This is a genomic window from Pantoea sp. At-9b (genome assembly GCF_000175935.2).
Classification (GTDB): Bacteria; Pseudomonadota; Gammaproteobacteria; order Enterobacterales; family Enterobacteriaceae; genus Pantoea.
Window position 1 is genome coordinate 172,623 of the sequence record NC_014840.1, and the last position, 23,201, is coordinate 195,823.

Sequence of the window (23,201 nt, forward strand, 5' to 3'; positions counted from 1 at the left end):
TTATCCATTATAGTGACTCAACACAGGGCACTGGCAGCGGGTGAGGAATTGATATTGAGTTGGTATTTCGCTGATTTTCTTGCAAAAAGAGAGGCCCCCGACCATCGAGATCGGGGGCATTACAGCACTGCCGGGCATTTTTTTATACCGCTGTTTGTCGCAACGGAGCCAGTTCAAGGCTGCTGCGGAAATCATCGCCCTGATAATCCGTGTCCAGTAGCTTCCTGCGACGCAGTTCCGGTAACAAGCCGTTCAGTAATAAATCCTGCTGATCCGGTTGTCCCAGCCCATGCAGGGAAATCACATCCAGCACCCCGGCCTGATAACGTTGTTCAATGGCATCCGCCAGCGTGGCAGGCGTCCCGGCAACAAACCAATGCCCGGTCTCTTCTGCTTTAATAATCAGCTCACGCAAGGTCATTCCTTCCAGCGCATACTGGCGGAAAATCGCGGCGCGGCCCTGACGGCGCTGTACCTGCGCCACTTGTGGGATCAACGCGGCAGGCAAGGGACGATCCAGCGGTTGATCGTGCAAATCCACCTCGCCGCCGAGCATATCCGCCACGCGCAACCGGCCCTGCTCATAGTCGATGCGTTCATGTTTTTCTCGCAGACGACGCGCCACATCCGCGTCGCTGTCTCCAATAATCGAATGGAATGAGTTCATGATCAGCGGTGGATGATGCTCACGTCCGAAACGCCGCGCACGCTGGTGTACGTCCGCCACAAACGCCTGTGCCGCTTCAAAGCTGGGTTGTGAGGTGTAGATCACCTCGGCGTAGCGCGCCCCCAGCGTGACACCTGCCTCCGATTGTCCGGCCTGGAACTGCACCGGGCGACGTTGCGGTGAAGGCGGTACATTCAGTGGTCCCGCAACCTGGAAATAGTCGCCCCGATAGTTGATCGGGTGCAGCCTGGCAGGATCAATGCGTATCCCGCCACTGGCGGTGCGCTGTGCCGCTTCGCGTTCGTTCGCGTCATAAAGCGCATTCATCACCTCGATAAACTCCGTGGCACGCGCATAGCGTTCCTGCGGTGGCGGCAGCGGGCTGTCGCCAAAATTCTCCTCACCAACGGAAGAGGTTACCGCATTCCAGCCTGCACGCCCGCCGCTCAGGTGATCGAGCGTACCCACCTGGCGTGCCAAATGGTAAGGATGCAACCAACTGGTGCTGACGGTGGCGATCAAACCAATCTGTGACGTGGCCTGACTCAGTGCCGCGAGCACCATCAGCGGATCCTGGCTGCCGGTGGTGCCAGCCAGTCCGGCAGGATCGGCCTGTAATAAATCAGCGGTAAATAACCCGGTGATCTTCTCGCGCTCTGCAATTTTTGCCAGTTCAATGGCGCGCGCGATGCCCAGCCCCGGCTGGCTGTCATTGCCTGCCGAAATGACGCTGCTGGCACCCACCAGCGTCTTGAGTTTTCTGCGATAGGGTTGCGACACGGTGTTCTCCTTATGGCCGCGTAAAATCAGCTTTGATGGCTTGCAAGGCCCCGGCATCGGTCAACAGACGCAGGCCGGTGCGAGCCAGTACCCGCGCACCGATCAGCAACGCCTGATAACCCCGTTCCGAGTTAGCGGCTTCACGAAAGGGCACGGTGTGGAAAATCAGATCGTCGGGACCGATCTTCAGCCAGGGATGTGCGGTCGGCACCGCGTGGCTGATATCCCCGGCATCCGTCGAGACTTTGTTCTTTTGTGGCGACAGATCGACCTGTTCACCCGCAGCGGTGAGTTCTTCCAGCAGCAGCGCATCCAGCGCCGGATTCAGGCGAAAATCGCGCGGACCAACCTGATGATCGATCTCAACCCGGGTGCCGGTAGCCAGCGCAACGCCTTTGGCAATCGCGCGCAGGCGCGGCTCCAGCAACTCCAACTGCTCGCGGCTGTCGGCACGGATGTAGTAATGCGCTGAGGCATATTCCGGGATCACATTCGGTGCCTGGCCGCCGTTGGTGATAATGCCGTGCACACGCACGCCATCCGGTAGTTGCTGGCGCAGTACGCTGATGCCGTTGTACAGCAACACCAACGCATCGAGCGCGTTAATCCCTTCATGCGGCGCACTGGCGGCGTGCGACGGCTTACCGTAGAAGTGAAAATAGAGGTGATTATTCGCCAGCGTGGCTTCAGTAAGGCGTGTTTTCCCGGCGGGGTGCACCATCAGCGCCGCATCAATCCCTGTCAGTAATCCCGCCTCAACGAAACGTTTTTTCACATTGCCTTTCGGACCGCCCTGTCCCGCCAGACCGCCTTCTTCCGCAGGCGTGCCCAGTACCACTACCCGCCCGCCGGTTTCCGCCAGCACCTGTGCCAGGGTGATGGCCGCCGCCACGCTGGTGGTGCCAATCAGGTTGTGGCCGCAGGCATGACCAATCCCGATCAGCGCATCGTATTCCGCCAGAAAAGCGATGGTCGGCCCCGGTTTGTCGCTACTTTTCTCCGCGTAAAAGGCGGTTTCATGCCCGGCAACATTACGCGTCACCCGGAACCCCTGCGCCTGCAACAACCCGGTCAACTGTTCGCTGGCGAAGTATTCATTGTTGCCGGTTTCCGGGCGCTGAAAGATGGTTTTGGCGATGGCAATGTACTGTGCGCTGTGGTGTTCAAGGCTGCTTGCCAGCGCCTGCTGCCAGTGGGTGATATCGCTCATATCAGGCCACCTGCTGACGGCGCTGCCGGGCAAATTGGTTCTCCGGCGCGGTTAGCCCGAGGTTTTCGCGTAGCGTCGTCCCTTCGTATTCGGTGCGATAAATCCCGCGCTGTTGCAGCAGCGGAATGACCTGTTCAACGAAGTCATCAAAGGCGGTTGGCGTGCCGCCACGCACGATAAATCCATCGGTCGCTCCGGCGAGGAACCACTGCGCCAACCCCTCCGCTACCTGTTGTGCGGTGCCGAGGAAACTGGGACGCGGAGTGGCTTCTTCCAGCGCCACCTGGCGCAGCGTCAGACCACGAGCCTGGGCATTACGTTTAATGGTGTCGGTGGTGCTGCGGAAACTGTTCTCGCCGAGATCGCCGATCTGCGGGAAAGGTTCATCCAGCGGGTACTGGCTAAAGTCGTGATGTTCAAAGTAGCGGCCAAGATACGCCAGCGCTTTATCGATGGTCACCAGCTCGGCGGTTTGCTGGTAACGTTGCTCAGCGTCCTCTGCGGTCGCGCCGATGATGACGCTGATCCCCTGGAAGACGCGAATATCGTCGGCATCTCGCCCCTGCGCCACCAGACGGCGGCGCACGTCTGCGCGGAACTCACGCGCCTGCTCCAGCGTTTCCTGGCGCGTATAGATGGCATCGGCGGCTTCTGCGGCAAACGCTTTACCGGCTTCTGAGGCTCCAGCCTGGAACACAATCGGCCTGCCCTGCGGTGAACGACCGACGTTGAGCGGTCCCTGCACGGAGAAATAGGTGCCTTTGTGGTTAAGGGTGTGCAGTTTGTCAGGATCGAAAAACTGTCCACTGCTTTTATCCCTGACAAACGCATCCTCTTCCCACGAATCCCACAGGCCTTTGACCACCTGCAAATATTCGCTGGCGACACGATATCGTTCATCATGTTCGGGATGAGTGGCACGCGAGAAGTTCCTCGCCGAGCCTGCCAGGGGTGAGGTGACCACGTTCCAGCCGACACGGCCACCACTCAGATGATCAAGACTGGCAAACTGACGCGCGACGGTAAAAGGCTCGCTGTAGGAGGTGGAGAGTGTCGCGACCAGGCCAATTTTCTTTGTCACCAGCGACAGCGCGGACAACAGGGTAATGGGTTCAAAACGATTGAGAAAATGGGGTATCGACTGGGGCGTGATATACAAACCATCGGCGACGAACAGAAAATCAATTTTCGCCTGTTCGGCTTTGCGTGCCAGATCCAGCACATAGTCCACGTTGATGCTGGCATCCGGCACCGCATCCGGATGACGCCAGGCCGACATGTTGCCGGACGCGCCCTGAATAATGGCCCCCAGCCGCAGCTGGCGTTGTGTCTGACTCATACAATGCTCCTTAATATGTGATTGCAGGCTGCCAGTCCGGCAGCACCGGCAACGCCTGTAATAGTTTTTGCGTCCAGGGATGCTGCGGCGTGGCAAAGACTTCGCGGATCTCCCCGCTTTCCACCACCTGCCCGTCCTGCATCACCAGCACCCGGTCGGCCAGATGCTGGATCACCCCCAGGTCATGCGAAATAAACAGCAGTGCCGTGCCGTGTTCGGCCTGCATTTCTGCCAGCAGATCGAGCACCTGCGCCTGTACCGACACATCAAGGGCGCTGACCGGCTCATCCGCCACCAGCAGCGCCGGGTTTGGCGCAAAAGCGCGGGCGATCGCCACCCGCTGCCGCTGACCACCGGATAACTGCTGCGGATAACGTTGCAGGAAGCGTTCGCCAAGCTGCACTTCATCGAGCAACTGACGCACGCGCTGGCGACGGGCATCGCCATAAATCCCCACGCTGTCGAGGCTTTCGCCGATGATTTTTTCCACCGTGTAACGCGGATCGAAGGAACTGAACGGGTCCTGCGCAATGAATTGCAGACGGGCGCGGCGCGCGCGGCGGGCTTTTTCGCTGATGTGCTGCCAGCGACTGCCTTCCAGCAGCAGCGTGCCGCTATCTGGCTCAGTCAGTCCCATGACCACTTTGACCAATGAAGTTTTGCCGGAACCGGACTCGCCCACCACGCCAAGGGTTTCCCCGGCGTGCAGACGGAAGCTGATGTCTTTCAGCACCTGACGATCACCATAGGTTTTATGCAGGCCGATGGCTTCCAGTAACGGCGCGGCTCCCGGCTGAGGGCGCGCGGGCAATGGTGTTGGTTCGGCCGCACTGAGGCGTAAACCACGCGTGGCGGGCGTGGGCACCGCACGCAGCAGGCGTTGCGTCCAGGCATGACGAGGACGATGCAGCAGTGGGCCACTCTCGCCCTGCTCCACCACTTCACCATCGCGCATCACCAGCACTCGGTCTGCCAGCTCGGCAACCACCGCCAGATCGTGACTGATCAGCAGCAGGCCATGCCCTTCACGCCGCCGTGCGGCGAGAAGCTGGAGAATCTGACGTTGCACCGTCATGTCCAGCGCGGTGGTGGGTTCATCGGCGATCAACAATGCCGGACTGCCCGCCAGCGCACTGGCTATCAACGCACGCTGGCGCTGACCACCGGAAAGTTGATGGGGATAACGCGCGAGGCGACTTTCCGCATCCGCGATCCCCGCCGCACGCAGCAGTTCAAGGCTTTTCTGTTGCAACGTCGCCGGGCCACGATAACCGGCGGCGGTCAGGGCATCCGCCAACTGCTGACCAATGCGGCGTAGCGGATCGAGAGAAACCAGTGCATCCTGCAACACGTAACCGATACGGCGGCCACGCAGGGCGCGCCAGTCATGGCGGCTGGCGTTCAGCATGTCGCGTCCGTCGATGACAAACTGGTCGGCGCTGAGTTGCGCCCCTTCCGGTAGCAAGCCAAGCAGGCTCCGGGCGGTGAGGGTTTTTCCCGAGCCGGACTCGCCCACCAACGCCACGGATTCGCCCGGCCATACCTGCAAGCTGAGATTTTTAACCACCTGCTGGGGACCAAAGCGAATGGAAAGATTACGGATATCAATCACTGGCTGGCTCATGAGGTTCTCCCTTCAAAACGTGCCTGCCAGTAGCGGCCCAGCGTATTCACGGCAATCACCGTCAGGGTAATAAACACCCCCGGCCAGACCGCGATCCACCAGGCGTTACGCAGGTAGTTCCGTCCTTCTGCCAACATCAGGCCCCACTCCGCCGTCGGCGGCTGCGGCCCCATGCCAAGGAAACTCAATCCCGCCGTACCAATAATCGCCGTCCCCAGCCCCAGCGTTGCCAGCGCAGGCACCTGCGCGATGGCATGCGGCAGGATATGACGAACGATCAGCGTAAAGCGCGACAAACCAAAGGTGCGCGCCTGTTCCACATAGCCGGAGGTCATCACGCGGTAGGTCTGCGCGCGCACCACGCGGGCAAAGCGCGGTACCGAGGCCACGCCGAGCGCAATAATCAGGTTGTTGGTCCCGGGGCCGGTAAACGCAATCAGCATCAGCGCCAACAACAGATCGGGAAAGGCTGAGATGACGTCAACCGCACGGCTCAACAGCTCGTCCAGCACACCGCGCGCCAGCGCGGCGGTTAAGCCCAGCAGCGTGCCGAACAGCACCGCCAGCGCCATCGCCGCGACGCTGATCAGCAACGAATAACGGCTGCCGTAGATCACCCGAGTCAGCAGATCGCGCCCCAGTTGATCGGTGCCCAGCCAGTGCTGGGCCGAGGGCGGTAACTGCGCATTAACCGGATCGGCCAGCAGCGGGTCACTGGACGTCAGCCAGTGCGGTGCCACAACTGCCAATGCCACCAGCAGCAGATAGAGGATCGCGATCCCTACCGTGGCAGGCAGCGCGGCAGGAAAGCGTTGCAGGATGGCTTGCATTATTTGCTCTCCCCACGCAAACGCGGATCAATCCACAGCGCCAGAATGTCCACCAGCGTGCTCATCACCACGTAAATCAGCGCCGAGAGGATGGCAACCGCCAGCACCACCGGCAGATCCTTCGCCAGCACTGCATCCACCGTCAGCTTGCCGAGTCCGGGACGACCAAACACCTGTTCAGTGATCACCGCCCCACTCAACAGCCCTCCCACCAGCCAGCCGGTTAAGGTCACCGCAGGCAGGGCGGCGTGGCGCAACGCATGCCGCAGCCGAATCGTGGTTTCACCCACGCCCCAGGCGCGAAGTGTCAGGGTAAACGGGGACTCCAGCGCGCGTTCCAGTTCACGGCGCAGCACCTGCGCGATGACTGCCCCTTGGGCGAGGCCGAGCGACAATGCCGGGAGCACCAGCGAGGAGAGATGACGGTCGCCCGCCACCGGAAACCAGCGCAGCGTAAAGCTGAAGATAAACAGCAGGACGATCCCCATCCAGAACGAGGGCGTGGAGGCCAGCAACAGTTCCAGACCATTGGCGATCCGGCGGCCCCAGCGCCGATGCGCCGTGGTCACCGCGATCGTTACGGCAAATACGGCACTGACCAGCAGCGCCGCAAGGGTGAGTTTCAGGGTGGGCCACAACTGCGTCGCCAGCAGTTGGCTTACCTCGGTGTTGAGGATGTAAGAACGTCCGAAATCGCCGTGCAGCACTCGCCACAGATAATGCAGATACTGCCACCACAGCGGTTCGTTCAGCCCCCATTCAGCGCGGATCGCCGCCTCTATCGCCGGTGTGCGGATCTGCTCCCCAATCAGCAGGCTGACAATGTCGCCCGGAGCCAGATGCACCCCAAGAAACGCCAGGGTAACAGCCGCCCACAGCACCAGCACGCCACCGAGCAGGCGCGCAACGATGCGGCGCGCCAGTTCACTGCGCCACAAAACTGGCCCTGGTGTTCTGGGGTTACGGGTAATGATGCTCTCCAGACTCATCCTCGCCTCCACGTATTAGTGTTCGCTCAGCCAGACGTCGTAGACGTTTTCCGGCATCTGTTTAAAACTGCGGAACCCGACACCGTGCACATAACTGGCCGCCGCAATCTGGTCTTCCGGTTCATACAACGGCACCGCCAACGCCTGCTGCGGCAGAGCATATTGCTGGAGCTGGCTGTAGAATTTACGGCGCTGATTGATATCCAGCGTGGCAGCAGCCTGGTCGAGCCAGCCGTTGATTTCCGGGCTGTTGACGCGGCTGTAGTTAATCGGCCCACCGGCTTTTACCGGGCGGTAGTGGTTTTCGATATCGATGCCATCGGTCTCCGTGTTGGAGTTGGCAATCGAGCCAAACTTGCCGGTATTGCGCACCTCAACGTAAGTGCCGGAATCGACATAACGCAGCTTCAACTCCACGCCCAGACGCTGGCGGGCCTGTGCCTGAATGGCCTGCAACAACACATCACGCTGGTCACGCACCGTCGCCTGCGCCTGGATCACCTCAATACTCAGACGCTGGCCGTCTTTGGTGCGGAAACCGTCGGCATCGCGCGTTTTCCAGCCCGCGTCATCGAGCAAGGCGTTGGCAGCCGCCGGATTGTTGCCATATTTTTCTTCCAGATCGTTGTTGTAGAGCGGATCAATCGGTGAGGTGATGCCCCAGGCGCGGGTGCGCTCACCGCGATACACCGATTTGAGGGTCGGATCGATATCCAGACCCTGTAACAGTGCCTGACGCACCTTCACATCTTGCGTCGGTCCATACTCCACGTTAAGGAACAGTGAATACGGCGTGCCGGTATTTAATGCGTGCTGGTAGGTGAAATCACTGCTGTCTTTAAACTCACCGGCATCGTTACCGGAGATCCCTTCAATCACATCCACCTGGCCGGACAGCAATGCCCCGGTACGCACTGACGATTCCGGCAAGAATCGGTAGGTGACACGGTCGAGATACGCCGCTCCCTGATGGTTCGCGGTGGCGGGTGCCCAGTTGTAGTGGGGATTTCTGACGAAGGTAACCTGTTGGCCTTTCTCGTAGCTTTCCAGAATAAAGGGACCGGTCCCGGCGATTTCCTTGCCGCCCGCTTTGAGCTGCGATGAGTGCCAACTGGCCGGAGCGAGGATTTGTAACTTAGCGGCGAAGGCGAGGAACGGTGAATAACCCTGCTTCAGGGTGATAGCGACCGTATGATCGTCCGGGGTGCTGATGGTGGCGATACGTGCGCCGATAGCGCACAGGCTACTACCGGCACAATAGGCCGCGTCCTGCAAATGCCGGAAGTTCTCCGCCACCGCACTGGCATCAAGCTTTTCGCCGTTTGAGAACGTCACGTCACGCCGCAGGTTAAAACGGTAGCTTTTACCGTCCGGGCTGGCCTCATAACTTTCCGCCAGCCAGGGCACAAAGCTGCCATCATTACGACGCGCCAACAACGATTCCCAGACGTTACGCAGCACTACTTCTGCTTTCGACTGGCCATTGAGCTGGGGATTGAACGGTACGGGCTCGGTTTCAACCCCATAAGTCAAACTGCCGCCGCTACGCGGTTGCTCGGCGGCAAAAGTATGGGATGCACTTCCCAGCAGGCAAGAGAGACCCAGCGCGAGAGTCAAGGCATTCGCTTTCATATTACCCTTCATGGTTGCAGGTGTTTTTTAATGTGAGGTTGCGGCACCGGTATTAAATTCCTTTTTCAGAAAAACCAATGCTTCACCTAATGGATTGGTGCGATGATAAAAAGGTTGATAGCCGCGACGCAGATAGAGATCGCTCAACCAGGGATGTTTTGTTGCGGTCGCCAAATAAACACCCGGTGCTTTTAATGTCTCTTTCAGCAATATTTCTTCGGCCCAGTTAATTATTTCCCGTCCATAGCCCTGGCCCTTAAAATCCGGGTCGACGGCAAACCAATGAATAAAGGGCAGTGATGAAGGGGCATTGTCATCCTGTTGCCACGGGAAACGCACGGTCAGCGTCGCCACGGCCCGTTTCCACTTGCGCAGCACCAGCACCGTTTCCTGCTCAATGGTGCGCCGCACCTGATCGACATTGCCCCTGGAAATGGTGAAATGGACATCCAGTGCCACCAGTGAGGCATAAGCGCGTTGTAATAATGCAAAAACCTCTTCCGCGTCGTCGGGGGTTGCCACCAGGATGGACTGACTCATTATTTCCGCTTCCATGTTAAATCATGGGGAAATTATCAAAATCCACCTGTGTAAAGTAAAATGAAAAGAATGAGAATGGTTTGTTAAAATGTGGGAATCAGACGGGAAGTGATGATATAAAAATAACGCATAAGGTAATGAGTAATCTTCTCTTCTTCTGGTTTTGAACATCAGGAGGGAATACGGGCGGATTTTACTACTGGCATCCATGATGTCTGCAAGGCATCAGTTCCAGATAGAAAGAAACACCCCCAGCGGCTCATTCTGCCCCCTGACGTTTAACCAGGACGTTTATCCCGAGCGTGACGGCCCAAAACCCCTGTCTCTGAAGCCAATCGCGACCCTGCCATCGCCATCCGGTTATAAGTCACATTATATTGGATGTTCTTATCACCTGAGCTACCTCTGCATTATTTATCTTACTCGCCTTAAGTGGTTTTGAAAAAACAAAAATCTCTTATCAGGCTATTCACATCTATAGCTTTATCAAACACATTTAATGTTATAAGTTAAAGGCGTGATGGCTTAGCACAGGTAACATAAATGCCCTTCAGATTACACAGCAAATTAATTCATGAAGTCGGTAGTCCAAAAGGTCTTCTGTACAGGATGATAATTTCCTATGCATTCACCTTAGTGCTGGTGATAATTGCAGCAGCAAAACTCAAAACCGGCACATTGAATGTCAACATTTACTTTATAATTAACTTCCTAACGGTTTTTTTGCTCACCTGGTTTATCAGGAAGTCATTCAATATTCTCTCGCAAGACAGGCATCTGGCCACATTCAGAATAGGGCTTTTCCTCCTCCTCAATTCTACACTGGCGTCTACCGCAGGAGGCCTGAAAGTCATAGATCGCGACATGACATCTCTCATCGCAGCGGTACTCTACGCACCCGCCATCTTATTGTTTATTCACTCATTTAATAGATTTATCTACTTTGTCAATGAACGGTACAGATCAGCGGTAGGCTTGTCGCTAACAGATGAGCTTACCCGTCTTCCTAACCGACGGCATATGAATATGAAATTACGTGATACCGAACAGATTGCAGGCATGTTTTGCATCATGGATATCGATGATTTTAAAAAGATAAATGATACATACGGGCATGAAGTCGGTGACAGCGTGCTCAAACAGACTGGAAATATACTCCGCCATTTCATTAATGATAAAACGTTTATCGCGCGTTCCGGTGGAGAAGAGTTCTCCATCATCCTGACAGGTGATGGTCAATCAAAGGAGTGCATTGAGGAAATAAAACACGCGCTTTCGGCTATTTCAATTGATAATCATCCTGTCACATTTAGTTTCGGTGTTGCCGTGAAAAAGGAGCAACAAACTACATCATCGGCATTATCAGCTGCCGACTGCGCATTATACGACTCAAAAAGACATGGAAAAAATAGGATCACCTACCACGCCGCCAAATAAAATCAGTTAAGCACAACTCACGGATAATAAGGCTTTTCCTAAACCTTCAGTGACAAGCAAATATTTCTTCATGGCAAAGAAAAATGAAACAATGCCGCTGACCAGAGAAGAAAAGTTTCAAGCAACGGTATATCTGCCAGGTCATGCCTGTGAATGATGATTGCTGAGCGCGGTATCGGCTGGCGGTCTGATCCAGCGCCGAGACAGATTCATCAGCAATGATCACCTGGGGCTGTACGGCCAGCGCCCGTGCGATGCAGATGCGTTGACGTTGGTCGCCTGAGAACTGATAGGGTAAGGCACTACACACGAATGCCTGCACCATGATAGCGACGAACTCACACAGCTTGGGTTAACGTGAGTTCGTCGTGGTGTTTATATTGTCTATGACTACGAATTAAGTGACTGAATCGCCCTCAAACCCGCTACTCGATTCGATAAACGCCCTATCCCGCTGATTTCAACTTCGATCGTATCACCCTCTTGCATAAATAACGGTGGGTTGCGTTTCTTACCCACACCGCCCGGCGATCCCGTAATAATCACATCCCCTGGATTAAGAGGGCTGAAACGAGAGATATAAGCAATAAGCTCTGCCACAGAACGCACCATATTTTGCGTTGAGTCGTGTTGCACCCGTTGCCCGTTCAGCCAGGTATTGATAGACAGCGTCTGAGGATTTGCAATTTCATCGCTGGTCACCATCCAAGGGCCAAATGCCCCGGTTCTCTGCCAGTTTTTCCCCGAGGTGAACCAGGTGTACTGCATATCACGCACCGAACCATCCATAAAGCAGCTGTAGCCAGCCACATACTCCAGCGCGTTGTTTCGGCTCACATTACTGGCATGCTTGCCAATTATGACCGCTAACTCACCTTCATAATCAAATTCATCGCTGCTCTCCGGCTTGCACAACTCGGTACTGTGGGCTGTCAGCGAATCTGGAAAACGCACGAACAACGTCGGAGCATCAATGGTTTGTTCAAACTCAATACGTTTATCCTGATAGTTCATACCCACACAGAATATTTTACCCGGGTTGTCGATCACCGGCAGAAAGGTGATTTCAGCCAAGGGAAACGCCGGAAATTGCCCATCAACGGGGTGCATATCGTGCAGAAAATTACTCATCAAGGCGGTTTTTAAATCCGGGCAATGACGACCCAAATCATAAACTTGATCATTCTGATGATATCCCCACGTTCTTTTTCCACTATTGGGATGAATAAAACTCAACAGTTTCATATAAACCCTCAGCCATCAGGCTATTTAATAAATTTAACCTGCTGGTTAATCTCTTCAATAATGGGCAATTTCCGCTCATTATAAACCTGCTTATTACCTTCGATCAGGTTGTTGCCTTCCGTATCAATTGAAATGATCAGTGGGCCAAATTCTTTCACCCGGCATACCCATAACGTCTCTGGCATACCTAAATCCCGCCACTGCGCATCCTCAATTTCTTCTACGCAGGTGGCCGCCAACACCGCACAACCGCCGGGGAATATCGCATGTACCGCTTTATGCTCACGGCATCCCTGCTCGGTATTGGGCCCCATGCCGCCTTTGCCGACGATCAGCTTCACACCGGTTTTCTCAATAAATTCTTTTTCGAATTTTTCCATACGCATACTGGTCGTCGGGCCAATTGAGATCATCTGGAACTGGTTGTCCCCTTGTTCGACGACGATCGGCCCAGCATGGAAGATGGCGAGGCCACGCAGATCCACCGGAAGTTCACGGCCCAGTTCAATCAAACGACGGTGCGCCACATCGCGGCAGGTCACCAGCGTCCCGGTCAGGTAAACCACCTCGCCGGGTTTTAATGCCAGTAAATCTTCGTCTTTAATCGGTGTTGTCAGAATTTTTTTCACAGTACCGCCCCCTTGTGAGACAGAATTTCATACGACAAATCAGCAGAGAAACGGATGGCTCCACGTCGATGCGCCCAGCAGCCGGTCGATACCGCGACACCGATGGTGGAAGGATGGCGCGCCGAGGATTCAATATTGACGCCCATCACCGACGCATTGCCGCCCAGCCCCTGAGGTCCCAGTCCGACCTGGTTCAGGCCCGCTTCCAGCAACCTTTCCATTTTTGCCGCATCAGCATTGGGATGGCATGAGTCGACCGGGCGCAGGATGGCTTTTTTCGACAGCCGTGCTGCGGTCTCTACCGAGGTGGACACCCCTACACCCACCAGCAGCGGCGGACAGGCATTGATGCCGTAGGAGGTGATGACGTCAAACACGAACTGGTTCACCCCTTCATAGCCCTGACCGGGCATCAGCACTTTAGCCGCGCCGGGTAACGAGCAACCACCCCCTGCCATATACACTTCAATGGTGCAGCCGTCGTCCTCTGGAATGATTTCCCAGTCCAGCCAGGGCACGCGCGAACCGGTATTGGTCCCGGTATTCTTTTCGACAAAGGTTTCCACCGCGTTATGACGCAAAGGTGCCTTCCGTGTCGCGGCCAAAGTGGCGCTCCGCAGCACCTCCTCAAGTTCACCGAGGTAAGGAAAACGCGCACCCGCCGTAATAAAGTATTGAATCACGCCGGTGTCCTGGCAGGACGGGCGGTCCAGTTCATCTGCACGTTTCTGGTTTTCAAACATCGAGTCATAAACGGCGCAGGCTAAAGGGGCCGTCTCCTGCTCACGCAGCGCTTCCAGTTTTTTCATCACGTCCGTAGGCAGACGTTTACCGACGTAGCCCGTGAATCGGGTCATGATGTCCGTCAGGTTTTCAACAGCATTTAATGTGCTCACAAGGGTTCTCCGACAAGAATTCAGGCAAGGGAATTGTTCACCGCTTCCCGTTTGCGGTTAATTTGCAAAGAAAGGGTCAGGATGGCCGACAGCAGCAACATTCCCGCCACGCAATACATCGCAAGCGAAAAGCTGCCAGTGGTTTCTTTCAGCCAGCCAATAATCGCTGGCCCGGCAAAACCACCAAGGTTGCCAATTGAATTGATCGCTGCCAGTCCGGCTGCGGCTGCCGGGCCTTTCAGAAATAGCGAAGGAATGCTCCACAGCGGCGGTTTACAGGACGAGATACCGACGCTGGCCATAACCAGAGCCACCACCGCCAACGTTAAGCTGTGCACCGAACCGGCCAGAATGAAACCGACGCATGCCAGTAAACAGGCTGACACCACATGCCAGGTGCGTTCATGAGTTTTGTCTGAGTGTTTCGCCCAGCTGATCATCGCAATAATCGACAACGCGGCGGGCAGCGCATTGATAAAACCGGTTTGCAGCGTGGTCAGGCCAAAGGATTTAAGAAATTGCGGGGACCAGATGTTGAGAGAATACAGCCCCGCCGAAGTGCCGAAATAAACGATAGCCAGCGTCAACACACGAATATCGGACAGCCCTTTCCACAGGCTGGTTTTTTCTCCCGGCGCTTTATTCTTGCCTTCCTGTTCGAGGGTGGTGATTAACCATGCGGTCTCGCGCTTATCCAGCCAGTTATTTTTTTCCGGCCGATCATTCAGATAAAAGAAGGTAAAAATACCGAGCAGGATGGCGGCAATCGCGTCCAGCAAAAACATTAACTGCCAGCCTTTCAGGCCCAGCGCACCGTGCATGCTGAGAATACTGGCCGCCAGCGGCGAGCCAAGCATGGCGGAGATCGGTGCTGCCGCCATAAAAAAGGCAATGACCTGCGCACGACGTTTTATCGGGAACCAAGTGCTCAGATACAGGATGATACCGGAGAAAAATCCGGCTTCCGCCACCCCCAACAGGAAACGTAATAAATAGAATCCGCTGGCACTTGTCACAAACATCATGCAGGCGGCAATCACACCCCAGCTAATCATAATGCGGGCCAGCCAGATACGCGGGCCAACCTTTTGCAAAATAACATTTGAAGGAACATCGGTAATAAAATACCCCACAAAAAATAACCCGGCACCCAGACCAAAAACCGAAGAAGAAAAGCCCAAATCCTGATTCATGGTTAATGCCGCAAAACCAATATTTATTCGATCAAAAAAGGCAATGAAGTAGGCAAACATTACAAAAGGGACGATACGCCACGTTATTTTCCTCAACGTGAGATGTTCAATATCATTACTCATATTTTCCAGCCTTATAAATATTATCGTAAAGTAGGTTACGGACTGTTCTTTAGGTTGTGCTGGAAAAACTATAATGAATTAAACTTATGCAATCATTGCGCCTTGGTTATATAAATAATTCACATAATCCAAAAGCCATCACCTGAGAGCATTTTGATTGACCTGGATCACTTAAATCAGGTGATAATTATTTATTTTTACAGCGAGACAAACTTAATCACACGATTAAGAAACAATTACGCGCAGAGGAAATAGTCAGAAGTGTGATCGCATTCAAATTATGATCGGGAGTGGTACTGAATGAAAAGGGGATTAAATAAGATTGATTCTCATCACATCAATATCTTTGCAGACAGGCGGCTGCCCGTCTGCGCCCGCAAAACATCATAGTTTCTCGGTGAGTTCCCGCTTATTATCGGTCAGCAACTTCAGCATATCCCTTAAATACTCATCTTCATTGCCTTTCTGCCAGGCAATGCTCAACGGCAGACCTTTAATATTTTCATCTAATTGCAGGTCAATATAGGCCACATTTTCGCTGTTCATGTTGCGGTAAGACGCAGGCACCACCGCCAGTCCAAGACCGGCAGCCACCAGACTTAAAATGGTCTGTTTTTCCTCAGCAAATTGCGCAATCATCGGCGTCAGTCCCGCCAATTTATAGATGCTCATGGTCAGATCATGGCTATGTGGCCGGGTGCGTCTTTCCGGGATGATCATGGCTTCATGCTTGAAATCATCTAATGATACAGCGCTACGATCGGCCAGCGGATGATTCGCCGGGACCGCCAGTACGCAACTTTCGCGCGTAATAAAACGCACGGAAATGGATGCATCGATGATTTGCGGCGCGCGAAAAAAAATCATATCCAGCCAGCCCGATTTTAATTTAGGCAGCAGGTTGATGGTTTTATCTTCAATGATATGAATATCGGTATTGGGATGCGTCGGAACAAACCGGTTCAATAGCGCCGGGACTAATCCGCGCGCGGCACTGTCAATCGCACCAATTCTTAACGTCCGACGCTCATCTTTTAATCCAACTTTAAAGCGTATTGCCAGAGCATCAAACTGATCGATGATTTTGTTAGCTTCGTCAAAAAAAATGGCACCCTCAGCAGTGAGCGAAACATTGCGTGTTGATCGATTTAAAAGCCGGACCCCGAGGTCCTCTTCGAGTAATCGAATGAAGCGAGAAAGTGACGCAGGCATCATTTCCATTCTTTGGGCTGCCCGCCCGAAATGTAACTCTTTGCCCACGGCGACAAAACAACGCAATTGATTTATATCCACATTTTCCTCGCCAAAGCATTATTCAAATAATTTATATAATCGCACATTAATGATCTGTTGATCCAAAACTGCATACTGAACTCGATTACAAAAAAATAACACACCCCTACACAATCTGGAGCACTTTAATATGAATAATCACCTCGAAAAAAGGGTGATGCGTAAAGTGACGTTGCGCATTGTCCCTTTCATCATGCTGCTCTACTTCATCGCATTTCTCGATCGCGTAAACATTGGTTTTGCGGCATTAACCATGAATCAGGATTTAGGTTTCTCCCCTACCGTATTTGGTCTGGGTGCCGGGATCTTTTTCCTTGGCTATTTTCTCTTCGAAGTGCCCTCAAATTTAATACTGCATAAGGTGGGCGCACGCATCTGGATCGCCCGCGTGATGATCAGCTGGGGTTTGGTGTCAGGCTGCATGGCGTTTGTCCAGGGCACCACCAGCTTCTACACCCTGCGCTTCCTGCTCGGTGTCGCCGAGGCCGGGTTCTTCCCAGGCATCATTCTCTATCTCAGCTACTGGTTTCCGGCAGCGAAACGCGCACAGGTCACGGCGATCTTTATGGCGGCCGCTCCCCTCTCCACCGCGCTGGGGTCGCCGATTTCCGCAGCCCTGCTTGAGATGCACGGCCTGCTGGGCTACGCCGGCTGGCAATGGATGTTTGTGCTGGAAGCCATTCCTGCCGTGGTGTTTGGCATCGTGGTGTTGTTCTTCCTCACTGACCGTCCGGCAAAAGCGAAATGGCTAAGCGAAGAGGAACGTGAGTGGCTGCAAAGTACCATGCAGGCAGAAGAACTGGCGCGTGCGGCAAAGCAGCACCACAGCAGCGCCTGGCGTGGGCTGGCTGATAAGCGGGTGTTAGCGCTGGCGCTGGTTTATTTCGGCACATCCGCCGGGCTTTACACCCTCGGAATCTGGTCACCGCAAATCATCCATAGCTTCGGCGCATCCTCAATGGAAATCGGCTTTCTTAACGCCTTCCCGGCAGTGGTCGGGGTTATCGGCATGATTCTGTGGGCGCGCCATTCTGACCGCAAAAATGAACGCAGCTGGCACGTGATTGCGGCCTGTCTGCTCGCTGCCGCCGGACTGATTTACGCCGGTAATGCCAGCACGCTGCTGGCAGTCATCATCGCACTCACCCTGGTGACCGTCGGGATCAGCGCCTCTAAACCCCCGCTGTGGAGCATGCCAACGCTGTTCCTCAGCGGCCCGGCTGCGGCCGCCGGCATCGCCACCATCAACTCGATCGGCAACCTCGGTGGCTTTGTAGGCCCGATGATGATCGGCGTGATCCGCCAACAGACCGGCAGTTATACCTGGGGACTTTACTTCGTTGCCGGTCTGCTCGCCCTGTCGGCCCTGATTGTTTTGATTCTGTCTGCGCAGGCGAATAAACCGCAGACAGTCGATATTCCACACCCTCATACACATTGATTTCACAGGAGAAATAACATGCGTAACTACTCAATTGCCGCCATTCCTGCGGACGGTATCGGTCCTGAAGTGATTTCGGCCGGTGTTGAAGTGCTCCATGCGCTGGAGCGCCAGAATCCACAGCTGAAATTTGATATTGAGACCTTCGACTGGGGCTCGGATTACTACAAAAAGCACGGTGTGATGATGCCGGAGGACGGTCTGCAAACGCTGAAGAAATTCGATGCGATCTACTTCGGCGCGGTTGGCGCACCAGATGTGCCGGATCACATCACGCTGTGGGGTTTACGTCTGCCGATCTGTCAGGGCTTTGACCAGTACGCAAACGTGCGTCCCACCAAAATCCTGCCGGGTGTGACTTCGCCATTGCGTAATCGTGGTCCGGGCGATCTGGATTGGGTGATCGTGCGCGAAAACTCAGAAGGCGAATACTCCGGTAATGGCGGTCGTGCCCACCGTGGTTTGCCTGAAGAGGTCGGTACTGAAGTGGCGATCTTCACCCGTGTTGGGGTGACCCGCATCATGCGTTACGCCTTCAAGCTGGCACAGTCTCGCCCACGCAAACTGCTGACCGTGGTGACAAAATCTAACGCTCAACGCCACGGTATGGTGATGTGGGATGAGATCGCCGCAGAAGTGGCACAGGAATTCCCGGATGTGAAATGGGACAAGATGCTGGTGGATGCGATGACCCATCGTATGACGGTACATCCGCAGAGTCTGGACACCATCGTCGCCACCAACCTGCACGCGGATATTCTCTCTGACTTAGCCGGTGCGCTGGCGGGCAGTCTCGGTGTGGCCCCGACCGCCAATATCGACCCCGAGCATCGCTTCCCGTCGATGTTCGAACCGATTCACGGTTCCGCCTTTGACATCACCGGCAAAGGTATCGCCAACCCGATCGCTACCTTCTGGACAGCGGTGCAAATGCTTGAACATCTTGGCGAACACGATGCCGCAGCCTTGGTGATGGAAGGTATCGAGTATGCCTGCACCCAAGGCATTCTGACGCCGGACGTCGGTGGCACGGCAAAAACAGCTGATGTGACCAAAGCTGTGGTTGAATTTATCACCTCGAAGGCCACCGTCGCTGAGACCGCATAATCATGAGAAATGCACAGGCCGCAGAGATTCTGCAAGATATCTTTCAGCGTGCTGTTGACAGTGCCCGTCCCGGGCCTGTCATTCCCCCCGCACTCCCTGAAAAACCCAAAGGTCGTTGTGTGGTCATTGGTGCTGGTAAAGCCTCTGCCGCGATGGCCGCAGCAGTAGACGCGGCCTGGCCGGATGTGGATGTCAGTGGTGTGGTGGTGACACGTTATGGTCACGCCGTTCCTGCCGGGCGCATCCGCATTCTGGAGGCGGCCCATCCGGTGTCCGATGCCATGAGTGAAACCGCCGCGATGCTGATCGTGGAATCCCTGCGTGGCTTAACCCCGGATGACCTGGTGCTGGCGTTGATTTCCGGTGGGGGTTCGGCGCTGATGGCACTCCCCGCCCCAGGGCTGACTCTGGCCGATAAGCAGGCGATTACCCGCGCGTTGTTGCATAGCGGGGCCAATATCAAGGAGATGAATCTGGTGCGTCGCCATCTTTCTGCGGTGAAAGGTGGCAAACTGGCGGTGCTGGCACAACCCGCACGACTGGTCACGCTGATTATCAGTGACGTCCCTGGCGATAATCCCACCGATGTCGCCTCCGGCCCGACGGTCGCCGATAGCAGTACCCCAGGCGATGCGCTGAAAGTACTGGAACGCTATGGCATTCCGGTCGCAGAACCGGTGCGCTATGTCCTCACTCAGCCCCGGCGCGAACTGCCGCCGACTGGACAGGCTGAAGCCCGGTTGATTGCGACCCCGGCATTAGCACTTGCAGCGGCCGCGACGGCGGTGCGTCAACATGGCTTAACCCCGTTGATCCTCGGTGACGCCATTGAAGGCGAAAGCCGCCAGGTTGCCGTGGTCATGGCGGGTATTGCCCGTTCGGTGAAACGCTACGGTCATCCGGTTAAAGGGCCAGCGGTGTTGTTGTCAGGAGGGGAAACCACCGTCACCGTGACAAATGGTCGGGCAGGCAAAGGCGGGCGTAATACCGAGTTCCTGCTCAGTCTGGCTTGTGCTCTTCAGGGAGAAAGGGGTATCTGGGCCATTGCCGGTGATAGCGATGGTATCGACGGCACGGAAGATGCTGCCGGAGCCATCATCGCGCCAGATACGCTAACCCGTGGCACGTTAAATGGTTTGAATGCCACCCGCTATCTCGATGAACATGACAGCTACAGCTATTTTCACTCGCTTGGCGATCTGGTGATCACTGGCCCTACCCTGACCAACGTGAATGATATTCGGGCCATATTAATTGCCTGACCTTCCTCCACAGCTTTCCCGGCGATGCGGGAAAGCTGTTATTGCTGCAATCACCTTCATTGTGATCCATTAAATAACACCGCTCGAAAAGCCATCAATTGTTAACGCCCATATGCCTGTGCCTTGCATAAATAATATGCAAAAACATTTCACAGGATTGTAGAGATAAAACAAAGTGTAAATGTACCTTATGGTACATAGTTGTTTTTCCATATAAATCAGGTCGCTAGCCCGATATGGATTATTTAAATAATTTATATAAACCAGATGACGTGATCCCGTGCTACCAATGCGCCTATCATGCGCCGTTACAAAACGGCAACAGAATTTCTAAGGCTATTTAAATATATCCGTTGATTCATTAACAGCAATGGCGCGTTGTTCTCCCACCAGGCAAGTGAATAATTTTCGCACTATAACGAGAAACTGAAATTAAAAATGGCAAATGAACCCTGTCGTATTGGAAGGCGTCCTTTTATTATTGGGTCGCTGATTGGTATCGCCTCATTCGGGATGAAAGGGGGTGTGAGCAGTGTCTTTGCCGCAGTTCCCTCAACTGCGGATGAGCTAAAACAATATCAACCCGTTTTTTTCACCGCAGAAGAGTGGCAATTTATACTGGCCGCCTGCGACCGCTTGATCCCTGCGGACAGGGAAGGCCCTGGCGCATTAGAAACCCATGTGCCGGTTTTCATCGATAAGCAGATGCTGACCCCTTATGGCAAGGGTGACGACTGGTATATGGATGGCCCATTTAACAGCCATGCCAGCCTGCTGTTCGGCTATCAAATGCCCTTCCCGTTACAGGTGCTGTACCGCAAAGGTATTTCACTGACCAATCAATACACGCGTATCAAATACAACCAAAATTTCTGCGACCTGCCAGACAAAATTAAGGATGCCGTGTTAACCGCACTGCAAAAAAATGTCGCTGATTTTGCGCAATTTGGCGAAGCCGATTTGAACGCGGGGTATTTCTTCACCCGGCTACTGGAAAATACCAAAGAAGGCTATCTGGCCGATCCGCAATACGGCGGTAATAAAAACATGGCGGCATGGAAAATGATTAATTTCCCTGGTGCGCGTGCCAGCTTCCCGCAATGGATAAAAATCCATAACGTTAAATATCCGCTTGGCCCGGTCTCGCTTAGCGGCGAACAAGCCTGATTCTTCCTGGAAAGCAAATGAAAAAGATCAATGACGCCGTCGATGTCATCATCGTCGGTTTAGGCTGGGCTGGCTCAATTATGGGTATTGAGTTGGCCCAGGCCGGATTAAAAGTGCGCGCGCTGGAGCGTGGCGAAGACCGTCTCAACAGCGATTACGCCTATCCTAAACCCGCCGATGAACTGGCCTTCACCAAGCGCCATAAAATCATGCAAAGCCCACATGATGCGGCTTTCACCGTTCGCCACAATGCCGCAGAAACCGCCTTGCCGATGCGCGAACTGGGCGCTTTCCGTCTGGGCGATGGCGTGGGCGGGGCCGGTCTGCACTGGACCGGGATGATCACCCGCCCTACACCTGTCGACCTTAAAATGAAAACTTACGCCGACGAACATTTCAAAGCGGGTGAGCTGGATGAAGAACTGCGCATTGCTGATTTCCCGGTCAGTTGGGAAGAGATCGAGCCGCATATGGACTTCTTCGATCGCGTGTGTGGCTCCTCCGGTGAGACTGGCAACCTGCGTGGCGTGATCCAGCAGGGCGGCGACCCGTTTGAAGGTGCGCGATCCAACCCCTTCCCCAACAAACCACTGGAAGATAGCCTCAACGCGACGATGTTTCGCAAGGCCACCCAGGAGATGGGACTCCATCCTTACTCGATGCCTTCGGCAGCGGTTTCTGTACCTTATACCAACCCCTATGGTCAGCAGATTGCCCCCTGCAACTACTGCGGCTTTTGTCAGTTTTACTCATGCCTGAACTATTCAAAAGCCTCGCCGCAAACCGCGATCCTCGATCGCCTGAAGCAGTTTAAAAACTTCGACTATAAAACCCGTGCCAACGTCATCCGGGTAGAAAAACATGCCGACGGCAAAACCGCGACAGGTGTGACGTACATTGATGAAAATGGCGACGAGGTGTTCCAACCCGCCAGCATCGTCATTCTGTCGACCTTTGGCCTGAACAATGTGCGCCTGTTACTTAACTCGTCAATCGGTCAGCCATACAACCCAATCACCGAGGAAGGCGTGATTGGCCGTAACTATACCCACCAGTACGGCGGCGGATTTACCCTGTTCTTCGATAACCTTGAATTCAACCCGTTCGCGACAGCCGGACCAACCGGCACGGTGATCAGTGACTATGGCACCGGCAATATTGACACGGCTCCGCTGGGTTTTATCGGCGGCGCGAAAATCTACAGCTCACAACCCACCGGCACGCCAATGGCGGCAGCGGTGAAGAAAGGCGCACCGTCATGGGGTAGCGGCTGGAAAAAAGCACTGAAGGAAAGTTACGGTCACTCGATGGGCGTCAAGCTCGAAGCCAGCAATATGGCGACGCGTGGCAACTATCTGGACCTTGATCCGGTGTACAAAGACCGTTTCGGCATGCCGCTGCTGCGTGTCACTTATGACTATGTCCAGAACGATCTGCGGATGTTGCAGTATCTGAAAGAGAAGATGGAGGCGATTACCAAACACCTCAATCCAACCCAGTACTCGCACAACATTTTGAAGATGGATAGCCATTTCGCCAGCTCGCCGAACTACGTCAACACCCATAACGCCGGGGGTGCCATCATGGGCGATAACCCACGCACCTCCGCGCTTAACCGCTATCTGCAAAGCTGGGATGTCCACAACGTGTTTGTGATGGGTGCCAACGCCTTCCCGCAAAACTTCTATGCCAACCCCTCGGCGATGGTGGCCGGGCTGGCGTACTGGTCAGCAAAAGCCATTCGCGAGCAGTATCTGAAAAACCCCGGTCCACTGGTGCAGGCATAAGGAGATAACC

Annotated in this window: 19 protein-coding genes and 1 pseudogene; 6 read left to right on the forward strand and 14 right to left on the reverse strand. The window is 54.6% G+C overall.

Annotated features, from left to right (window positions below; genetic code table 11):
* Positions 1 to 142: 142 nt before the first annotated feature.
* Genes PAT9B_RS26580 through PAT9B_RS26615 form a run of 8 tightly spaced genes read right to left on the reverse strand, consistent with a single transcriptional unit; the run spans position 143 to position 9,611 of the window.
* The gene (locus PAT9B_RS26580) at positions 143 to 1,447 is read right to left on the reverse strand and encodes an NtaA/DmoA family FMN-dependent monooxygenase (RefSeq protein ID WP_013512378.1); all 1,305 of its coding nucleotides are present in this window, start codon (positions 1,445 to 1,447) and stop codon (positions 143 to 145) included.
* A gap of 10 nt (positions 1,448 to 1,457) precedes the next feature.
* Positions 1,458 to 2,657: a M20 family metallopeptidase gene (locus tag PAT9B_RS26585; RefSeq protein WP_013512379.1), complete on the reverse strand. Its 1,200-nt coding sequence runs from the start codon at positions 2,655 to 2,657 to the stop codon at positions 1,458 to 1,460.
* A gap of 1 nt (position 2,658) precedes the next feature.
* Positions 2,659 to 3,996 carry an LLM class flavin-dependent oxidoreductase gene (locus tag PAT9B_RS26590; protein ID WP_013512380.1) on the reverse strand — a complete coding sequence of 446 codons (1,338 nt, stop codon included), beginning with the start codon at positions 3,994 to 3,996 and terminating at the stop codon, positions 2,659 to 2,661.
* A gap of 10 nt (positions 3,997 to 4,006) precedes the next feature.
* Positions 4,007 to 5,620: an ABC transporter ATP-binding protein gene (locus PAT9B_RS26595; RefSeq protein WP_013512381.1), complete on the reverse strand. Its 1,614-nt coding sequence runs from the start codon at positions 5,618 to 5,620 to the stop codon at positions 4,007 to 4,009.
* Entirely contained in the window at positions 5,617 to 6,450 is an 834-nt protein-coding gene (locus tag PAT9B_RS26600; protein ID WP_013512382.1) for an ABC transporter permease, read from the reverse strand. The genes PAT9B_RS26595 and PAT9B_RS26600 overlap by 4 nt, the downstream gene beginning before the upstream one ends.
* Positions 6,450 to 7,439: an ABC transporter permease gene (locus tag PAT9B_RS26605; RefSeq protein WP_013512383.1), complete on the reverse strand. Its 990-nt coding sequence runs from the start codon at positions 7,437 to 7,439 to the stop codon at positions 6,450 to 6,452. The genes PAT9B_RS26600 and PAT9B_RS26605 overlap by 1 nt, the downstream gene beginning before the upstream one ends.
* 15 nt (positions 7,440 to 7,454) lie before the next feature.
* Positions 7,455 to 9,071: an ABC transporter substrate-binding protein gene (locus PAT9B_RS26610; protein ID WP_013512384.1), complete on the reverse strand. Its 1,617-nt coding sequence runs from the start codon at positions 9,069 to 9,071 to the stop codon at positions 7,455 to 7,457.
* Positions 9,072 to 9,098: 27 nt separating this feature from the next.
* Entirely contained in the window at positions 9,099 to 9,611 is a 513-nt protein-coding gene (locus PAT9B_RS26615) for a GNAT family N-acetyltransferase (RefSeq protein ID WP_013512385.1), read from the reverse strand.
* A gap of 543 nt (positions 9,612 to 10,154) precedes the next feature.
* On the opposite strand from PAT9B_RS26615, the gene PAT9B_RS26620 reads away from it, so the two are divergent.
* On the forward strand, positions 10,155 to 11,048 hold the full coding sequence (locus tag PAT9B_RS26620; RefSeq protein ID WP_013512386.1) for a GGDEF domain-containing protein: 894 nt from the start codon (positions 10,155 to 10,157) through the stop codon (positions 11,046 to 11,048).
* 190 nt (positions 11,049 to 11,238) lie between these two features.
* On the opposite strand, the pseudogene PAT9B_RS30165 reads toward PAT9B_RS26620, so the two are convergent.
* The 6 genes and pseudogenes from PAT9B_RS30165 to PAT9B_RS26645 all read right to left on the reverse strand — a co-directional run.
* Positions 11,239 to 11,343, reverse strand: a pseudogene (locus PAT9B_RS30165) (ATP-binding cassette domain-containing protein); the annotation flags it as partial.
* Between the two features lie 95 nt (positions 11,344 to 11,438).
* Entirely contained in the window at positions 11,439 to 12,293 is an 855-nt protein-coding gene (locus PAT9B_RS26625) for a fumarylacetoacetate hydrolase family protein (protein ID WP_013512387.1), read from the reverse strand.
* A 20-nt stretch (positions 12,294 to 12,313) separates the two neighbouring features.
* Positions 12,314 to 12,922 (reverse strand): L(+)-tartrate dehydratase subunit beta, encoded by a 609-nt coding sequence (ttdB, locus tag PAT9B_RS26630; RefSeq protein ID WP_013512388.1) that lies wholly within the window; start codon positions 12,920 to 12,922, stop codon positions 12,314 to 12,316.
* The gene (gene ttdA, locus PAT9B_RS26635; protein WP_041526240.1) at positions 12,919 to 13,779 is read right to left on the reverse strand and encodes a L(+)-tartrate dehydratase subunit alpha; all 861 of its coding nucleotides are present in this window, start codon (positions 13,777 to 13,779) and stop codon (positions 12,919 to 12,921) included. The genes ttdB and ttdA overlap by 4 nt, the downstream gene beginning before the upstream one ends.
* 59 nt (positions 13,780 to 13,838) lie before the next feature.
* Entirely contained in the window at positions 13,839 to 15,134 is a 1,296-nt protein-coding gene (locus PAT9B_RS26640; RefSeq protein WP_013512390.1) for an MFS transporter, read from the reverse strand.
* A 384-nt stretch (positions 15,135 to 15,518) separates the two neighbouring features.
* Complete coding sequence (locus tag PAT9B_RS26645) at positions 15,519 to 16,427, reverse strand: LysR family transcriptional regulator (RefSeq protein WP_013512391.1); 909 nt, start codon at positions 16,425 to 16,427, stop codon at positions 15,519 to 15,521.
* Between the two features lie 130 nt (positions 16,428 to 16,557).
* Here PAT9B_RS26645 and PAT9B_RS26650 point away from each other — a divergent pair, with 130 nt between their 5' ends.
* The 5 genes from PAT9B_RS26650 to PAT9B_RS26670 all read left to right on the forward strand — a co-directional run bounded on the left by PAT9B_RS26650 (position 16,558) and on the right by PAT9B_RS26670 (position 23,191).
* Entirely contained in the window at positions 16,558 to 17,868 is a 1,311-nt protein-coding gene (locus PAT9B_RS26650; RefSeq protein ID WP_013512392.1) for an MFS transporter, read from the forward strand.
* An 18-nt stretch (positions 17,869 to 17,886) separates the two neighbouring features.
* The gene (locus tag PAT9B_RS26655) at positions 17,887 to 18,975 is read left to right on the forward strand and encodes a tartrate dehydrogenase (protein WP_013512393.1); all 1,089 of its coding nucleotides are present in this window, start codon (positions 17,887 to 17,889) and stop codon (positions 18,973 to 18,975) included.
* A gap of 2 nt (positions 18,976 to 18,977) precedes the next feature.
* Positions 18,978 to 20,237: a glycerate kinase gene (locus tag PAT9B_RS26660; RefSeq protein ID WP_013512394.1), complete on the forward strand. Its 1,260-nt coding sequence runs from the start codon at positions 18,978 to 18,980 to the stop codon at positions 20,235 to 20,237.
* A gap of 438 nt (positions 20,238 to 20,675) precedes the next feature.
* Positions 20,676 to 21,404, forward strand: coding sequence for a gluconate 2-dehydrogenase subunit 3 family protein (locus PAT9B_RS26665; protein ID WP_013512395.1), 729 nt, complete (start codon positions 20,676 to 20,678; stop codon positions 21,402 to 21,404).
* Positions 21,405 to 21,421: 17 nt separating this feature from the next.
* Complete coding sequence (locus PAT9B_RS26670) at positions 21,422 to 23,191, forward strand: GMC family oxidoreductase (RefSeq protein WP_013512396.1); 1,770 nt, start codon at positions 21,422 to 21,424, stop codon at positions 23,189 to 23,191.
* Positions 23,192 to 23,201: the final 10 nt, after the last annotated feature.

Excerpts from the sequence above, each read along its gene's own strand:
- PAT9B_RS26595 (WP_013512381.1), bottom strand. The coding sequence starts at position 5,620 with ATGAGCCAGCCAGTGATTGATATCCGTAATCTTTCCATTCGCTTTGGT.
- PAT9B_RS26600 (WP_013512382.1), bottom strand. The coding sequence starts at position 6,450 with ATGCAAGCCATCCTGCAACGCTTTCCTGCCGCGCTGCCTGCCACGGTA.
- PAT9B_RS26585 (WP_013512379.1), bottom strand. The coding sequence starts at position 2,657 with ATGAGCGATATCACCCACTGGCAGCAGGCGCTGGCAAGCAGCCTTGAA.
- PAT9B_RS26615 (WP_013512385.1), bottom strand. The coding sequence starts at position 9,611 with ATGAGTCAGTCCATCCTGGTGGCAACCCCCGACGACGCGGAAGAGGTT.
- PAT9B_RS26650 (WP_013512392.1), top strand. The coding sequence starts at position 16,558 with ATGAATAATCACCTCGAAAAAAGGGTGATGCGTAAAGTGACGTTGCGC.
- PAT9B_RS26665 (WP_013512395.1), top strand. The coding sequence starts at position 20,676 with ATGGCAAATGAACCCTGTCGTATTGGAAGGCGTCCTTTTATTATTGGG.
- PAT9B_RS26590 (WP_013512380.1), bottom strand. The coding sequence starts at position 3,996 with ATGAGTCAGACACAACGCCAGCTGCGGCTGGGGGCCATTATTCAGGGC.
- PAT9B_RS26625 (WP_013512387.1), bottom strand. The coding sequence starts at position 12,293 with ATGAAACTGTTGAGTTTTATTCATCCCAATAGTGGAAAAAGAACGTGG.
- PAT9B_RS26660 (WP_013512394.1), top strand. The coding sequence starts at position 18,978 with ATGAGAAATGCACAGGCCGCAGAGATTCTGCAAGATATCTTTCAGCGT.
- PAT9B_RS26610 (WP_013512384.1), bottom strand. The coding sequence starts at position 9,071 with ATGAAAGCGAATGCCTTGACTCTCGCGCTGGGTCTCTCTTGCCTGCTG.
- PAT9B_RS26655 (WP_013512393.1), top strand. The coding sequence starts at position 17,887 with ATGCGTAACTACTCAATTGCCGCCATTCCTGCGGACGGTATCGGTCCT.
- PAT9B_RS26640 (WP_013512390.1), bottom strand. The coding sequence starts at position 15,134 with ATGAGTAATGATATTGAACATCTCACGTTGAGGAAAATAACGTGGCGT.
- PAT9B_RS26620 (WP_013512386.1), top strand. The coding sequence starts at position 10,155 with ATGCCCTTCAGATTACACAGCAAATTAATTCATGAAGTCGGTAGTCCA.
- PAT9B_RS26605 (WP_013512383.1), bottom strand. The coding sequence starts at position 7,439 with ATGAGTCTGGAGAGCATCATTACCCGTAACCCCAGAACACCAGGGCCA.
- PAT9B_RS26670 (WP_013512396.1), top strand. The coding sequence starts at position 21,422 with ATGAAAAAGATCAATGACGCCGTCGATGTCATCATCGTCGGTTTAGGC.
- ttdA (WP_041526240.1), bottom strand. The coding sequence starts at position 13,779 with ATGACCCGATTCACGGGCTACGTCGGTAAACGTCTGCCTACGGACGTG.